10 protein-coding genes are annotated in these 14867 nt (G+C 47.1%); 8 read left to right on the forward strand and 2 right to left on the reverse strand.

The genetic code is table 11. The features are described from left to right. Positions 1-83: 83 nt before the first annotated feature. Positions 84-2390, forward strand: a complete 2307-nt coding sequence (locus IY568_RS13965) for a methyl-accepting chemotaxis protein (protein WP_194867900.1) — start codon at positions 84-86, stop codon at positions 2388-2390. A 6-nt stretch (positions 2391-2396) separates the two neighbouring features. On the opposite strand, the gene IY568_RS13970 is transcribed toward IY568_RS13965, so the two are convergent. Beyond that, complete coding sequence (locus tag IY568_RS13970) at positions 2397-3419, reverse strand: LacI family DNA-binding transcriptional regulator (protein ID WP_194867901.1); 1023 nt, start codon at positions 3417-3419, stop codon at positions 2397-2399. Positions 3420-3806: 387 nt separating this feature from the next. On the opposite strand from IY568_RS13970, the gene glk reads away from it, so the two are divergent. From glk to IY568_RS14005, 7 genes are all read left to right on the forward strand, one after another. Further along, a complete protein-coding gene (gene glk / locus IY568_RS13975; protein ID WP_194867902.1) occupies positions 3807-4823 on the forward strand; it encodes a glucokinase in 1017 nt (338 codons plus the stop codon). Positions 4824-4837: 14 nt separating this feature from the next. Then, positions 4838-5851, forward strand: coding sequence for a LacI family DNA-binding transcriptional regulator (locus IY568_RS13980; RefSeq protein WP_125561313.1), 1014 nt, complete (start codon positions 4838-4840; stop codon positions 5849-5851). A gap of 260 nt (positions 5852-6111) precedes the next feature. Further along, a complete protein-coding gene (gene edd, locus IY568_RS13985; protein WP_125561311.1) occupies positions 6112-7965 on the forward strand; it encodes a phosphogluconate dehydratase in 1854 nt (617 codons plus the stop codon). Positions 7966-7988: 23 nt separating this feature from the next. Continuing rightward, a complete protein-coding gene (locus IY568_RS13990) occupies positions 7989-8609 on the forward strand; it encodes a bifunctional 4-hydroxy-2-oxoglutarate aldolase/2-dehydro-3-deoxy-phosphogluconate aldolase (protein WP_125561309.1) in 621 nt (206 codons plus the stop codon). 17 nt (positions 8610-8626) lie between these two features. Further along, complete coding sequence (gene gap / locus IY568_RS13995) at positions 8627-9631, forward strand: type I glyceraldehyde-3-phosphate dehydrogenase (protein WP_194867903.1); 1005 nt, start codon at positions 8627-8629, stop codon at positions 9629-9631. Between the two features lie 203 nt (positions 9632-9834). Beyond that, positions 9835-11262 carry a YfcC family protein gene (locus IY568_RS14000; RefSeq protein WP_125561304.1) on the forward strand — a complete coding sequence of 476 codons (1428 nt, stop codon included), beginning with the start codon at positions 9835-9837 and terminating at the stop codon, positions 11260-11262. Positions 11263-11545: 283 nt separating this feature from the next. Continuing rightward, positions 11546-13420 (forward strand): S8 family serine peptidase, encoded by a 1875-nt coding sequence (locus IY568_RS14005; protein WP_194867904.1) that lies wholly within the window; start codon positions 11546-11548, stop codon positions 13418-13420. Between the two features lie 90 nt (positions 13421-13510). Here IY568_RS14005 and IY568_RS14010 read toward each other — a convergent pair whose 3' ends face one another. Next, entirely contained in the window at positions 13511-14716 is a 1206-nt protein-coding gene (locus IY568_RS14010; protein ID WP_194867905.1) for a hypothetical protein, read from the reverse strand. Between the last annotated feature and the right edge of the window lie 151 nt (positions 14717-14867).

Genomic DNA, 14867 nt, shown 5'->3' on the forward strand with positions numbered 1-14867 from the left:
ATAAAAAGGCACAACACAACAGGTATTCGTCTAGACTTATAAAACCTGTCGGGATTATAAGTCAGGATGACGCTGGAGGTGCCATGAGCATCAAGTTAAAACTGATCGTAAGCGTCTCAGCTTTGGTAACTGTTGTACTCATCATATTGTCGGTTAGCGTGGGTATCATTACACAAAAAGATGTAGCCAGCACACTAACTATGCAGATCCAACATCGATTAGTTGGACTCAGGGACGCAAAAAAAGAACAGTTAACGGCGTATTTTGATTTTATCAATGGTCAGCTACTGACTTTGGCCCAGAATGAGGCTACCCGCGATGCAGCCGAGCGTTTCACCAGTGCTTTTAAGCAAACAGGAGAAATGCCAGATGAGCGTGTACTTGAACGCTATTATCGTGAAGAGTTCGGGCAGATCTTTGAACGAAGAAATGGTACTCCGATTGATACACGGCGTCTTTTGGGGGCATTGGATACACCAGCCAGATACTGGCAGGACAAGTACATTGCGCAAAACAATCATCCTCTGGGTAGCAAAAATGCCCTGACCAGTTTTAATGATGGCAGTGAGTATGACAATGTTCATCGTCTTCACCACCCCTTCTTTAATCGATTTTTAGCTCAGTTTGGTTACTACGATATTTTTATTGTAGATGCACAAAGTGGCCATGTAGTTTATTCCGTATTCAAGGAGTTGGATTACGCAACGTCGTTGTTGCGTGGTCCATACGCACAAAGCGGACTTGGGGCTGTTTTCAGAGCTGCCAGAACATTGCCAGAGGGCGAATTGGCCTTTGTTGATTTTGAGCCTTATTCACCATCCTATAATGCGGCTGCTTCTTTTATTGCGACACCTATTGTAAGAGAAAATGAAATATTGGCGGTGCTGGTTTTTCAAATGCCGATCGACAGACTTAACGATATCCTCACTTATCAGCAGAACTGGCGGGCGAGGGGATTGGGAGAGTCGGGTGAAACCTACCTGGTAGGGAGTGACTTTAAAATGCGCAGTATGAGCCGTTTTTTATTGGAAGATAAAACGAGCTATTTACGGGTATTGGAACAAGCTAGAGTCGATTATGAAGTTATCGCTGCGATAGACAGATTTGATACATCGGTCGGCTTGCAGAGTGTACGGACGCAAGCAGTAGAAGCGGCATTGTCTGGACAATCCGGGTTTGCCATTATTCAGGATTATCGCAATGTGCCGGTGGCATCAGCCTATACAGACGTTGATATTAATGGCAAAACCTGGGCATTAGTGAGTGAACTGGACCAATCCGAAGCGTTTGCTGATGTCGCAAAAATTACAGGGCAGATCACAACGATAGCCATAGTTATTACAGTTGTGTTGATCGCCATTGCATTGGTTATTGCCTGGGCGATGGGCAATGTCATTGCGACGCCTATACAAAAGATGAGCCGTTTTATTAATCAAGTTGCGACCTCTTTGGATTTAACCAAGCGATTTGATGAATCAGATAATCAGGATGAAATAGGACAGGTAGAGCGTGCGTTAAATTCCATGTTTGAGACCTTTTCAGATACTTTAAATCAAGTTAATACCAATGCAGAAACATTGTCCGACCAGATGGCACAACTTCAATCGAACTTCACTGAATTGACAAACAAGAGCGATAATCAAACGGATCTAACTGTACACATAGCAGCAGCGATGGAACAAATGGCCGCAACGTCAGAGGATGTCGCTAAAAATGCGCAATACACCAGCGAGGCCAGTCATGATGCAGTCAGTGCTTCCCAACAAGGTAAGAGTAATGTGGATAAGAACATGCAATCGTCCCAAAGTTTGGAGCAAGCGATGGAGCTCACCATGCAACAGATGTCCAGTCTACAGGAACAGTCAAACAACATTAGTCAGGTACTTGAGGTTATTCAGACAATTGCAGAGCAAACTAATTTGCTGGCATTAAATGCTGCAATAGAAGCGGCCCGGGCGGGTGAGCAGGGGAGAGGGTTCTCTGTCGTTGCGGATGAGGTTCGATCTCTGGCACAGCGGACACAGCAATCGACTGAGGAAATTAACCGAATGATACAGAGTCTTCAGAGTGGAGCCGCGAGTGCGATGTCAGCAATTCATGAGGCACATGCTTTGACGGAAAATAACCTATCATCGACGGATTGCACACGTGACTCGTTGCAACAGATTAACGAGCAAATTTGCAAAATTGAGGCGTTCAATGAGCAAATGGCCACGGCCGCTACCGAGCAAAGCGCAGTGGCTAAAGATGTCACTCAGCAAATATCGGACATTACAACTTTAGCTCAGGCGAACTGTACCATTCTCACTGAGGTTAATGCAATGGCAAGTGCTGCCGATGAAGGTGCACTATTACTTAAGCAGCAGATTAGCAAATTCCATCTGGAATAAAGGTCATTATGCGGATCGCCGGACAATCAGCTTTGGTGGTAATAGGGTATCTGTGACGGCTTCTCCTTTAATTAAAGAGAGCAGGTTATTGACCAGCATCTGGCCAGCCAGCGTTGTATTCTGCTGTACGGTTGTCAGGGCGGGTGAGATAAAGTTGGCTGCAGCGATATTGTCGAAGCCAATAACGGCAACATCCTCAGGCACGTCTTTACCGGCCTCTTTGAGTGCTTTCAAAGCGCCAATAGCAATGAGATCGCTGGCTGCAAATAACGCATCAAATTGAATGTTGTTAGCTAACAACGAGCGGGTTGCATGATAGCCAGACTCTTCGGTTGAAATCGCATTGGCGATTTGGCGTTCAGACAATGTACAGTTATTGGCTGTCAGGGTGTCTCTAAACCCCTTAAAGCGTGCGAAAAATTCAGGGCTGTGCTCTGACGCGTCGCCTATAAAAGCATACTGTGAGCGATTTTGTTGTAGCAGATGTTCCGCTGCCAGTTTACCTCCGCCATAGTTATCACAGCTGACCGTTAAATCTTCACGCCCATCGACAGTCGCTCCCCAGCAGACAAACTTGGTATTCTGGGTGAGCAATTGCTGAAGGCGAGACTGGTAGTCCATGTAGTCGCCATATCCGAGCAGAATGATACCGTCGGCACGGTGGCTATCCTCATAGTCCGCACGCCAGTCCTGACTGGTGGACTGAAAGGATACCAGCAGATCATAGCCTTGCTTTGCGCATGCACGAGTGATGCTACCCAGCATATTAAGAAAAAACGGGTTTATCTGTGATTCATCTCCGGTGGGGTCTTCAAACAGCAATAAGGCCAGTGTGCTGCTTTGCTGAGTGCGCAGGTTACTGGCATTTTTGTCGACCTTATAATTGAGCTCCTTTGCTACCTCCCAGACGCGACGACGCGTTTCTTCATTGACCAACGGGCTGTTTCTCAGCGCTCGCGATACGGTAGACTGGGAAACACCCGCAAAATGGGCGATATCAAAAGAGGTAGCTTTGCCTTTAGGTTTCATAGTGCACTGGTTTTGAGTGATAACCTGATTATTGTCAGCAAATGAATAAAATTTGCAAGTCTAATATCTCTGTTACTGCTTTGGTAACATATTTGATTGGTTGTTTTTCCACAACATTGTATATGGCAAATAGAATTGACGCGAAAACACGCAGTTGGCAGACGTAGCACTGATCTGGAGAAAATTTTTATTGCCTCCATCTGACACCGGTGTCATAATGTCACTGTTTTATCATTTTGTTGTCAAAACGTATTTAGCTGTCCTTTCGGGGACAGCCTTTTTTCAGCTGAACGTGCAAAGTTATCTAGCTGAATCTTGGCATCATCACCAAGCCAGTTACCTTGGAAGTTGTGCACTCAGTGCACCCAGATAAAAGAGAAAAACAACATGAGCCAGACAACACCTCATAGCTCGAATCACGCAGGACAGGCCTTTGAGCCAATTGTCGTTGCAGATATTGGCGGTACCAATGCCCGCTTTGCTGTCGTAACCCATTACGAATCGAGCAACAATCAGTTTGTTATTAGTCATCAGTCTACGTATCCCAGCGCCGAATTCCCCTCTTTTGAAACTGCCATTAGCCGTTATCTCAATGAACTACCTATAGCTAAGCCAACACGCGCGTGTTTAGCCGTTGCGGGTCCGGTTAAGGCGCAGCAGGTTTATCTGACGAATCTTGGCTGGCAGTTTAACAGTCAGGATATTAAACAGCAGTTTGGTTTTAATGAACTGGCTGTGATCAATGACTTTGCGGCCTTTGCTTACGCTGCGCCTTATTTAGACCCGAAACAAAATATAGAAATTAAATCGGGTCAGGCTCAGGCTGGCGCCAATATCGCGGTAATGGGGCCTGGCACAGGCTTTGGAGCTGCGTGCCTGGCCAGAGACATTAATGGTAGTGCTGTGATGAGCTGTGAGGCTGGTCATATCAGCCTGGCCGCAGTAACCGAATTGGACCAACAATTATTGGCGGCTTTGAAACAGGAAATAGCACATGTCTCTGTTGAAGAGGTGTTCTCGGGTCGCGGATTGGCACACCTGTATCAGGCCATGGCCAAAGTAAAAGGCCAAACAGCAGAAAGGTTAAGTGCCGCACAGATCAGTGAGCGCGCATCAGAGTGTGAGATCTGCGATGCGACGTTGAATCATTTTTGTGACTGGATCGGCAGTGTAGCTGGCGACCTGTCATTAACGTTTGGTGCGCTAGGTGGCGTATTTATTGGTGGTGGGATATTGCCGCGAATGGCAGAGCGACTCAAGTCAAGTCAGTTTGTTGAGCGTTTTGTGACTAAAGGGCCTATGAGCCAGTACGCAGGCCAAATCCCAGTCACCTTAGTCGTGCAGGAAAATATTCCTTTGATTGGTGCCGCAGCCTGTTTACATGAGCGTGCGAGCATCAGATAGTCAGGATAAGTGTAATGAAGAAAGTGACCATTAACAGTGTCGCACAGTACGCAGGGGTCTCGAAAAAGACCGTTTCTCGTGTGCTGAATAATGAACCTAACGTCAGCCCGGCGACCCGTGAGAAAGTACTTAAGGTATTCAAAGAGCTGGACTATCGGCCAAACCCGATAGCTCGGGGGCTAGCGCGCAATAAGAGCTTCATTATCGGCTGTCTGTATGATAATCCGAGTAAAAGTTACATTACCCGGGTACAAAGCGGTGCGTTAGAAGCGTGTCATAAACACAATTACAACTTACTGATCCACCCGTGTGAGCTCAGGGGAGAGGCGTTAATTGACAACATAGATCAATTGCTGACGACGTCTCGCCTCGACGGGTTGGTGTTGACGCCGCCATTTTCTGATTCAAGGGAATTGATAGAGTTTCTTAAGCAGAAGCAAATCAATTATGCGCTGGTGGCCTCTGCGATCCAGGATGATGACTCCATCTCTGTGTGTAGTAACGACGAGCAGGGCGCGTATGAGCTGACCGAGCACCTGATTGCGCTTGGGCATACAGACATTGCATTTATTAAAGGGCACCCGGATCACAGTGCCACCGAAAACCGGTTTAACGGCTATAAACGGGCGCTCGAACAGCATAAAATTCCTTTGCAAGAACGGCTTGTCGCGGAGGGCAACTTCAGTTACCACTCGGGTGCAGACAGTGCCAAGGCAATACTCGACCTGACACCACGTCCCTCAGCAGTGTTTGCTTCGAACGATTACATGGCGGCTGCTGTGCTTAAGCTGGCAACCCAACGGGCGTTGCGAGTGCCTGAGGATTTGTCTATTGCCGGGTTCGATAATGCACCTATTGCTAGGCATATCTGGCCGGGCCTGACGACCATTGCACAGCCAGTTGAAGAGATGACCCGACAGGCGGTTGAGCAACTGATACTGCAGATTTCTGAGCCTCAGGAAGAGGTTTATCATCGTGTGCTGGAAGCGCGTTTAATCACTCGCGAGTCAACAGCGCAAAACCACTAAATCCCATTTTTATACTTGCCCAAAGCCCGGCCGTTACTGGTCGGGCTTTTTTGTTTGTTATTTGTTCATTTGTGAATTTTAGACTAAATTTAATGTAAGGGTTGACACCGGTGTCAGAAACGTGAGTAAATATAGTGACACCGGTGTCAGGTTGGGGTGAGAGACAACCTGATAGCGTACCTTTGAACGGGTAAATCAAAGCTGCTCAGTACAGGGAGAGCTGTACTGAGCCTTTTCCTCTAACAATAGAGAGTTGAATTATGTTGCATCCTCGAATTCATGAAGTCACTCAACGCGTTATCACTCGCAGTCAGCAATCTCGTCATGCCTATCTTGAGCGTATCGAACAAGCAAAAAAACAAACTCGAGTCAGAGCTGGACTAGGCTGTGGTAACCTGGCACACGTGATGGCGGCCTGTTCGAGCAGTGACAAAGCCAGATTAAAAGCCGATGAGCAGCCAAACCTGGCCATCATCAATGCCTACAATGATATGTTGTCTGCCCACGTACCATACAAAGAATATCCGGATCAAATCAAAGCGATTGCAGAAAAATACGATGCGACTGCGCAGGTTGCGGGTGGTGTACCCGCAATGTGTGACGGTGTAACGCAGGGTCGCGACGGCATGGAACTGTCTTTATTCTCACGTGACGTCATTGCGATGTCGACAGCAGTTGCACTCTCACACGATGTGTTTGATGGTGTGTTCTGTCTAGGTGTGTGTGACAAAATCGTTCCGGGACTGTTGATTGGCGCACTATCATTTGGTCATCTTCCCATTTATTTCCTGCCAGCAGGTCCGATGCAGTCGGGTATTCCAAACAAAGAAAAGGCGCGAGTCAGACAAAAGTTTGCACAAGGCCTGGTGAGCCGCGAAGAATTGTTGGAAGCGGAAAGCGCGTCTTACCATAGTGCCGGTACCTGTACTTTCTACGGTACCGCTAACTCAAACCAAATGCTCATGGAAATCATGGGTTTGCATTTACCGGGCAGCTCATTCATTAACCCTTACACTGAACTGCGTGAAGGGCTTACAGCCAGCGCGGTAGAAACCATGCTGAAGCAGCTTCAGGGTGATGGCAAAGTCAATAGCCTCGCGGATGTGGTCAGCGAGAAAACAGTGATTAACGGCTTAGTTGGCCTGTTAGCGACGGGTGGTTCGACTAACCACGCGATTCACTTGGTTGCGATGGCTAAAGCGGCTGGCGTTGACATTACCTGGAAAGACATGGCTGATTTATCGGAAGTCGTGCCATTATTGACACGTATTTATCCAAATGGTTCTGCGGATGTGAATCACTTCCAGGCTGCCGGCGGTATGGGATTCCTGATGCGTGAGTTACGTGATGCGGGATACCTGCACAATGACGTGAAAACCATTGTTGGTGAAGGTTTAGATGCGTACACCAAAGAACCTGTACTGGATGTGGATCCTTCACTCATCATGACGGACAGCAAGGGTCCGGCAAAAGTGAAGTGGATTGATTGCCCTGCAGATTCTTTGGACGAAGAGGTACTCAGACCTGTTTCTAATCCATTCAACAATCAAGGTGGCTTACAGCTACTGAGTGGAAACCTAGGTAAATCAGTGATTAAAGTGTCGGCCGTTGCAGAGCAACATCAAGTGGTGTCGGCACCTGCCAAGGTATTTAGTTCACAAGCCGCATTGCAAGAAGCTTATACGCGAGGCGAACTTAATCAGGACTTTATTGCGGTTATCAAAGAACAAGGTCCTAAGGCAAAAGGGATGCCGGAATTACACAAGTTGACGCCGGTCATGGCGAGCTTACAGGATGAAGGCTTTAAGGTTGCCATTGTGACAGATGGCCGTATGTCAGGTGCGTCCGGTAAAGTGCCTGCGGCTATTCACTTGGCTCCAGAAGCCGTTGAAGGCGGGCCAATTGCCAAAGTACGAGAAGGTGATTTGATCACATTAGATGCACCAAAAGGTGAGCTGTTACTGCATGTGAGCGACGAAGAGCTTGCACAGCGTGAGATTGAACTAACGGAAGTTGGTCCAACATTTGGTACGGGGCGCGAGTTATTTAGCGGCTTCAGAAATATTGTCAGCAGCGCCGATTTAGGTGCGAGTGCATTCGGCATAGAAGAATAATAGCAACTGGGAATGAGGACATTATGAGCATTAAAGAGATATTATCAGCGGCACCGGTAGTACCCGTTATTGTTATTGATGATTTAGAAGATGCAGTGCCATTAGCACAGGCATTATATCGCGGTGGTCTTCGCGCATTGGAGGTGACATTGCGTACGCCAGTTGCTGCACAAGCAGTAAAGGCGATGAAAGAAGCGGTACCTGAGGCTTATGTAGGCACAGGTACTGTGGTTGACAAAGCGTCATTCGACGCTTCTGTTGAGGCTGGCGCCGACTTCATGGTGAGCCCGGGTGTCAGCTCAGAATTGCTGGCGCTGGCAAAAGAATCTGATATTCCGTTTCTGCCTGGTGCGGCAACACCTAGCGAAGCGATGGAACTGGCTGCGCAGGGCTTTAAGTTTCTTAAGTTTTTTCCGGCAGAAGCCGCAGGTGGTACGGCGATGCTGAAATCAATCGGTGGTCCTTTACCTCAGGTGACGTTTTGCCCAACAGGTGGGATCAGCTTAGCAACAGCACCCAGCTACCTGGCACTGAATAATGTGATATGTGTAGGTGGGACCTGGATGCTCGATAAAACACTTATCGCAAACAAAGACTGGCAAGCCATCGAAGCGCTTGCTCGACAAGCAAGTGAAGTAAACTAATTTAGGGGAATAGGGTTATGATTAATATTGCAATTAATGGCTATGGCCGTATCGGTAGAAATGTACTGAGAGCACTTTACGAATCAGGTCAAAATGACCAGATCAAGATTGTCGCGATCAATGATCTGGCACCAGCACAAACTAACGCACACCTGACTCAGTTTGACTCTGTACATGGACGCTTTAACTTCCCTGTTGAATTAAAAGACAACACGCTGATTGTAGGTGAAGATGAGATCACACTGACTCAGGAGCGCGACCCTGAGCAATTACCGTGGCGCGATCTGAATGTTGACATCGTCCTTGAATGTACTGGTTTGTTTACTTCGCGTGAAACAGCGGGTAAGCACATCACTGCGGGTGCAAAGAAAGTTATTGTGTCTGCGCCTGGCACGGATATGGATGCCACAGTGGTGCACGGTGTGAACAGCGATGTACTAAACGCAGATAGCACTATAATTTCAAACGCGTCATGTACAACTAACTGCCTGGCGCCAGTGGCCAAAGCGTTGAACGATACCATAGGTATTGAGCAAGGCAGCATGACCACGATTCATGCTTATACCAATGACCAAAACCTGTGTGATGTATATCACAAAGACCTGTACCGTGCGCGTAGCGCAACACAGTCGATGATCCCGACGAAAACCGGTGCTGCTAAAGCGGTTGGTCTGGTATTGCCAGAGCTGGCAGGCAAATTAGATGGCATGGCAGTACGTGTGCCCACCGTAAATGTCTCTGTGGTTGACCTGACCTTTATAGCTAAACGAGAAACATCTGCTGCGGAAGTTAATGAGATCCTTCAGGGGGCCGCAGAAGGTGCAATGGCAGGTATCCTTGAATATAACACTTTGCCGCTGGTATCTGTGGACTTCAATCATAACCCGGCCTCTTCTGTCTTTGATGCGACTCAGACTAAAGTAGATGGTAAATTGGTGAAAGTCATGGCCTGGTATGACAACGAGTGGGGCTTCTCAAATCGTATGCTGGACCAGGCAAAAGCATTGGCTGCGTTCCTATAAGTAGCACGCTTAGCAGAAATTTAAATTCTTTCGTCATTTTAGCCCCACACCATGTGGGGCTTTTTTGTGCGTGCTTTTTTAATCCAAGCCGTGTGTTTACCTTTTTTAACGCCAAAGTTGGTTTATTAGGCGCGTGGTGTTTGCACCTTAGGGTTGATTTTTATTACACTGCGCACAATTTTAATTAACGACAAAGAAATAACATGAAAGAAGGGTTTAAAGTACCTCATACGCTCATCCTGCTGTTGTCTATGATGCTGGTAGCATATATTGCGACCTGGCTGGTTCCGCAAGGTTTCTTCGACACCGTCACGCTCGATAATGGCCGTCAGGCTGTCGTGCCCGGCACTTATGCACTGGCTGAAGCACAAACTCATTTAACACCGATGGATTTCCTGGTTGCTATTCCGCGTGCATTTGCGGCTGCACAAGACGTTATTTTCTTTGTTTTCATTGTTGGTGGTGTTCTGTCAATTGCACGTGCAACGGGCACCATTGATGCTTTGATTGGCCGCTTGCTCGAGCGGTTTGGTCATAAGCCAAATATTCTGATTTTTATGGTGGTGTTTTGTTTTGCACTGGCATCCGGTGTGATTGGTACTGCGGGCGAATATATTCCCTTTGTTCTAATTCTGGTGGGACTGTGTAAAGCTATGCGGCTGGATGCGATGACCGCCGTGGGTATGGTTGTGGCAGGGTATGGGATTGGCTATGGTGTATCAGCCTTTAACCCCTTTACAGTGATGGTGGCGCAAAAGGTTGCTGACATTCCGGTTTATTCAGGTATTGAGCTACGTCTGGCGATTTTCCTGCCGTTTGTTTTAATTGGCTTTCATCATGTATGGAGCTACGCCAAAAAAGTACAGGCAAATCCTGAGCTATCCCTGACGAAAGGCTTGCCTTGCCCGCTAGCAGGCTCAGCGGAAGCAAATTACCCGGTGCTTAATAAGCGCCATCAAATGATCCTGTTCGGCCTCGTTGCCACCATCATCACGGCAGTCTGGGGTATTTCCCAAAAGGGCTGGTATTTGTATGAACTCGGCGCGGTGTTTATCTCCTGGGGTATTTTCACTACGTTAGTGGGCCAGATCGGTGCTGATCGTGCTGCAAATGAGTTTATCGAAGGGGTGAAAGACCTGGCAACCACAGCTATTCTGATTGGTGTTGCAAGGGGCATTGCGTTAATTATGGAAGATGGCCAGATCTTGCACACTTTGGTTTATGCGATGTCATCGCCGCTTTCACATTTAGGTGCTGAGCTGGCTGCAGTTGGCATGTTTATTATGCAAACCTTGTTGAACTTGTTTATTCCTTCGGGCAGTGGTCAGGCGTATGTAACTATGCCGCTTATGGCACCGGTTGGTGACATCATTGGTGTGTATCGTCAGGTTGCGGTGCTTGCATACCAGTTTGGTGATGGTTTCTCTAATATGATCATTCCGACCAACGCAGTACTGATGGGTATCATCGGAATGGCCGGTGTACCTTATCATTTATGGTTCCGATTCTGTCTGCCGTTATTCGGCAAGTTGATGCTGGCTGCGTCGGTGGTATTGGTGCTTGCGGTTACTTTTGGTTATGGTGAAGATGTACAACCAAAAGTGAATGCAACGACACAGGTTCACTCGTAATATATCCGCTCGCAGAGTAAGTGCTCTGCGAGCAATTTCAGCGTCGACGCTCAGCCTTATCTTCCTCTCGTTATGCTCGTGACATAGATCGTTGTCAATCCGGGTTTTCACCTTGTTGCATGCCAAAGCTTATTGTTTTTACGACTCAGTTCACAAATTGGGGTTCTGGGTAGTTTTGTTACCTTTTTTGTTTGATTGTAAATGAGTTCTGTTTTTTTTGTGCTTGACAGTTTGAAAGTTGAGGTGCTAGTAATAGATTTGAACCCATAAAAGGAACTGTACAATGAACATAAAGAAACAGCCTCTTGCTTGTCTTATAGCTTCACTGCTCAGTGTAAGTGCTTTCGCAACAACCGATCGTGACTATCAACACCGTTGGCTTGATCCAAATGGTGATCCTATGCTCGCATTACAGTGGAACTTATTGAATTCGGGCGTATTGGCAAATACTCAATCAGGAATTGATCTGAACTTATGGCAGACGCACATCTGGGGTCACAAAGGACAGGATATTCTCGTTGCAGTCGTGGACTCTGGCGTGGACATGGAACACGCAGACTTAGATGCCAATACGATTGACGATCCTTTAATTGATCCACAGCCCGATTTGGGCGCCGATCATGGCACTATGGTGGCCGGAATAATTGCAGCGGTTCAAAACAACATCGGTGTGCGTGGGGTCGCGCCAATGGCGAAGGTCACGGCATTTACCAATTATGGCGGAACCTTTGAAAGTCATGAACAGTGGAAAATAAGCCATGGCTATGATGGTGACCTTACGGATAATTCAACTTCAGATCAGATCCGCATTTTTAATAAAAGTTATGGTATGAGCCCGTCAGTGAGCCTGCCTTATACCTTTTCAAAAACCATTCAGGATAGCCAGGGTAAAGATATCCTGATGTTCAGCCAACCCGAGCAGGAAAAGATTTATGAAGCGGTTTCTCTGTCTACTGAACAGGATCCTCGCACCGCAGTCTATGTACAGGCAGCCGGAAATTCATATCGCGATTCTCGCGTTCACTATTTTACAGACACTGGACTAGGCTTTTTAGGTTATAGTTTTCCGGTTGGTGGCAATTATGGTTTGCCCTGGACAAACGGCAACTCACTTTATACTCCAGCGAACTTCTGGAACCTGACCGTTAGTGCGTTGAGTGCTGATGGTGTGTTGTCAGACTATTCGACGGTTGGAAGTAATGTGTTTCTGACCGCCCCTGGTGGACTGGACAGAGGCACCCCAGGTCATGCGACAACGCGTATTTCATGTGCCTGGTATCTGGAAAACATTGATGCAAATTTCGCTTGTAATGGCGAGGATGATTTTACTGTACGAATGAATGGTACGTCGTCAGCGGCACCGAATACGTCGGGCGCTATTGCGTTACTACTTTCTGCTGCGCAGCAACAGAGCCACGATCTGACACCGCGCGACATTCGTCATCTCCTGGCACGCACAGCGACAAAAGTGGATCCGACACGCGCCGACATCGATGTGAATGGTATTACAGCATTTGAAGGGTGGAGCACTAACGCAGCAGGGCATCTATTTTCGCCTTACTATGGTTTTGGCTTGATCGATGTAGACAAAGCGACTGAGCTGGTGCGCCGTTATGCAATCGAACAACTCCCATCTGAGTTGGTTAAGACGCCCTGGTATGGGCTGAATGACGTTGTGAACGCAACCATTGCGGATGATGCCAGCCAGACGACAACAGCAAGCATTAATATAACCGATGATTTGTTTATTGAAGGCGTTCAGATCCGACTCAATGCACGACATGCACGTATTTCAGATTTGAAAGTAGAGCTGGAATCACCGAGTGGTACCCGCAGTATCCTGATGTCACCCTTTAATAACTTGATAGGGCAGCATTTAGGCTTGCCAGAACAGTCACCCGGTAGTCAGGATGGCTATACAGATCACTTGATGCTCAGTTACAAGTTTTGGGATGAGAAAGCCAATGCAGGCAATGGCCAGTGGAAGTTACACATCACAGATATGAGTGATGAAACTCGGACTTTTGGGCTCTTCGATTTCGTCAATGGGGGTCAACTTCGTGAGGTAGAGAACAATCCTGAGGCTGGTGTGTTACAGGGCTGGTCTATCCGTATTCTGGGTCATAAAACGAAACTAACGAAGAAAAAAACGCTGTAAACCCTTGAAGTGGTTGCAATGGCAACCAATAAACCAAAACGCCGTGTCTCATTGAGATACGGCGTTTTGAGATGAGTCGTGATACAACGGCTAGTCTAATTTAAGCTCAAAACTACCTGTCACCTCTTCGTTTTTGAACGTGCTTATTGGCAGCGTAAAGTCAAAATCCGCTTTGATATATGTGTCCGTGTTCTCGCTCGCCAAATCAATGCTTCCCCAGCTGCTCTTAAGATCATTGATCTCCGGGAATACAAGCGTACTGAGTTGCGCATATTCTTGGTCTAAACCCTGTATATTGCTAATTGAAGCAAATGGAGCGTTTGGCGCGTTATTCATAACGAATTTCAATAAAAATGGGCTGCCTTCGTATTCGCTGGCGAGTCGCAAAATCGTCGCTGTGGCACTGTCCACTACGTTAGTACCGCCGATTTCAAGTGCTTCGACAGTCGTCGTCGCAATGATACCGCAGACTTGAGCTGTTTCACTCAACTCAGGGTAGTTAGTGAAGTTGACAGATAACTGACCAAAACTGTCTTTTTGGGTGTCGCTGACGTGTTTGAATGTGCTGGTAGCCGCAACGTTTTCGCCACACATTCTGGTAATGGTAAAGCTGTTCTCATTCTGAGTGAGTACTGTTGAGCCTGTCCCTTCTGTACAGTCAATATCCGTGTAGAACTCGGCAATCTTGACGCTGCTGTTTTGCTGCTCACCACATACACGCGCAGTAAATGCCGGATCATTTTGGTCTACATTGATAATATCCATAGGGCGAGTGAGCTTAACCACCACATTGTTAAACCCACCGTCATCACGCTGCGTTTTGATATATTGGTGTGCTGTTTCTGTCCAGGTACTACCAAAAGTGAGCACGCTTAAATCAAGCGCCTCTACAACGTTGCTAGTATTTGGTTGAGGTGCAATGATGTTAGTATCTGTATCAGCAACTGACACAGAGCTAAATTGATTCACAAACCCTATCACGTTAGAGGAATCTTCCAGTTTTACGGAGATACTCAAAGAGGATTGTTGGCTGACTTCCGGGGCGGTGAATTTAATGGTATCACTGCCTTGGCCTGTGAATGGCACATCGCCATTTACGCCACGTACTGTCCAGGTAAAAGTGAGGTTTTTAGCATTGTTGCCCGTGGTATTTAATGAGAGGGTGACTTCCTCACCTTCGTTCACATCGATAAAAGAAGGAAGCTCTGTATAAGTCACTCTGTTTTCATTGAGTGAAGTGCTTGGAGTATCGCCAGCGTCGGAACCGCCGCCGCATGCAGCAAGGGACAGGGCCATAGTGACACATAGGAAGAGCTTTTTATTGGGGAAGAATCTCATATTGAAGTTTACTCACATTCGTTCAAAAAGCCGGCATGTTAGTGCTTATTAGCTATGAAAACAACAGTGATTGATGAATGATTGTAAACAACGGAAGGAAGGCAGGCTA

This window comes from Pseudoalteromonas sp. PPB1, assembly GCF_015356275.1.
GTDB lineage: Bacteria > Pseudomonadota > Gammaproteobacteria > Enterobacterales > Alteromonadaceae > Pseudoalteromonas > Pseudoalteromonas rubra_D.